Origin of the sequence: Pedococcus sp., assembly GCF_036554925.1 — a bacterium.
GTDB lineage: Bacteria > Actinomycetota > Actinomycetes > Actinomycetales > Dermatophilaceae > Pedococcus_A.
The window spans coordinates 1-1,787 of sequence record NZ_DATBMI010000035.1 but is presented as its reverse complement, the minus strand read 5'-3'; the positions used below and the strand labels follow the sequence as shown (position 1 = coordinate 1,787).

At 70.3% G+C, this 1,787-nt stretch carries 2 protein-coding genes and 1 pseudogene; all 3 read left to right on the top strand.

All coding sequences use genetic code 11. The features are described from left to right. Positions 1 to 337 (top strand): annotated as a pseudogene (gene narY / locus VIB11_RS02425) (nitrate reductase subunit beta); the annotation flags it as partial. Continuing rightward, complete coding sequence (gene narJ, locus VIB11_RS02420) at positions 337 to 1,065, top strand: nitrate reductase molybdenum cofactor assembly chaperone (protein WP_332028021.1); 729 nt, start codon at positions 337 to 339, stop codon at positions 1,063 to 1,065. The pseudogene narY and the gene narJ, both read left to right, overlap by 1 nt. Continuing rightward, on the top strand, positions 1,065 to 1,787 hold the full coding sequence (gene narI / locus VIB11_RS02415; protein ID WP_332028019.1) for a respiratory nitrate reductase subunit gamma: 723 nt from the start codon (positions 1,065 to 1,067) through the stop codon (positions 1,785 to 1,787). The genes narJ and narI overlap by 1 nt, the downstream gene beginning before the upstream one ends.

The window sequence follows — 1,787 nt, the reverse complement described above, 5'->3', positions numbered from 1 at the left end:
GCTGCTGGCGCTGGCGAAGTACGACGAGCGCTACGTCATCCCCACGGCGCACGCCGAGCAGGCCCACGCCCTGGAGGAGCTGGCCACCGAGTGCTCGCTCGACTACGAGGGCGGCCCCGGCATGATGGGCGAGTCCGGCCCGTTCGGTGAGGGCTCCGGCGAGCTCACCCCGGTGGCGGTCGAGAACTTCCAGATGCTCAAGCAGCGGCAGACGGCCGACACCCTGAGTGGGGCCGACCGCGGGACGCTGCGCGGCCGGGTCAACCTCCTCAACTGGGACGGCAAGGGGTCGCCGAGGGGCCTCTTCCCCAAGCGTGGCAAGGGCGACGAGAAGTGATGCTGCGTCGGCCGCGTGACCGGCACCCCGCGCCGCGGCTCGGCGACCGCGACCTGGCAACGGCCTGGCAGGTCGTGTCGCTGCTGCTGGACTACCCCGACGAGGCGCTGCTCGGGCGCCTGGCCGTGGTCCGGGAGGCTGCAGGGACGCTTCCCGCGTCGGTGCGCGAGCCGGTATGCCGCTTCGTCGCCTTCGTGGAGTCCACTCCCCTGTCGGCGCTGCAGCGCGACTACGTCGAGACCTTCGACGTCACGCGGCGCTGCTGCCTCTACCTGACCTACTTCGCACACGGGGACACGCGCAAGCGCGGCCTGGCCCTCGTGCAGTTCAAGCAGGCCTACCGGAAGGCCGGCGTCGAGCTCGACGCCGCCGAGCTGCCCGACCACCTCTGCGTGGTGCTCGAGTTCGGTGCCGCCCACGGCCCCGAGACGGCGTGGACGCTGCTGAACGACCACCGCGCGGGCATCGAGATGCTGCGCATCGCCTTGGCCGACAAGGGGTCCCCGTGGCACGACGTCGTGCTCGCCCTCGTCGCCACCCTGCCGGAGCTCAAGGGCGAGGACGAGGAGAAGATGCTCGCCCTCATCGCCCAGGGTCCCCCGTCGGAGGAGGTCGGCCTGGACCTCCAGCCCTACGCGATGGACCCGCGGCTCAACCCCCGCCCCAGCGACGACCTCGACCACGGACCCGTCGACCTCGGCCACACGATCCCGGTAGGAGCCCCCTGATGGACACCTTCCTGTTCCTGGTCTTCCCGTACCTGTGCCTGGCCGTCTTCGTCGTCGGGCACTACTGGCGTTACAAGTACGACAAGTTCGGCTGGACCACGCGCTCGTCGCAGCTGTACGAGAACCGGCTGCTGCGGTGGGGCAGCCCGCTGTTCCACTTCGGGCTGCTCGGGGTGATTGCCGGCCACGTCGTCGGCCTCGTCGTGCCGAAGTCGTGGACCGAGGCGCTCGGCATCAGCGAGGACGCCTACCACCTCGTCGCCGTGGTCGGTGGCCTCATCGCCGGCGCTGCGACGCTGGCCGGTCTCGTCATCCTGGTCTACCGCCGGCGCACGGTCGGCCCGGTCTTCTCGGCGACCACGAGGATGGACAAGCTCATGTACGTCTTCCTCGGCGCGGTCATCGTGCTGGGCATCTGGAACACGTTGGCGGCCAGCACCTTCGGGCACTACGACTACCGCGAGGACGTCTCGCCGTGGTTCCGCAGCATCTTCCTGCTGCAGCCGAAGCCGGAGCTGATGGCCGACGCCGCCCTCGGCTTCCAGCTGCACGCGCTCATCGCTTTCGGGCTGTTCGCCCTGTGGCCGTTCACCCGGCTCGTCCACGTCTTCAGCGCACCGCTCGGCTACGTCACCCGCCCCTACATCGTCTACCGGAGCCGTGACGAGGACCGGGAGGGCACCCGGGCGCCGAAGCGGGGGTGGGAGAAGGTCAGCCGCTGA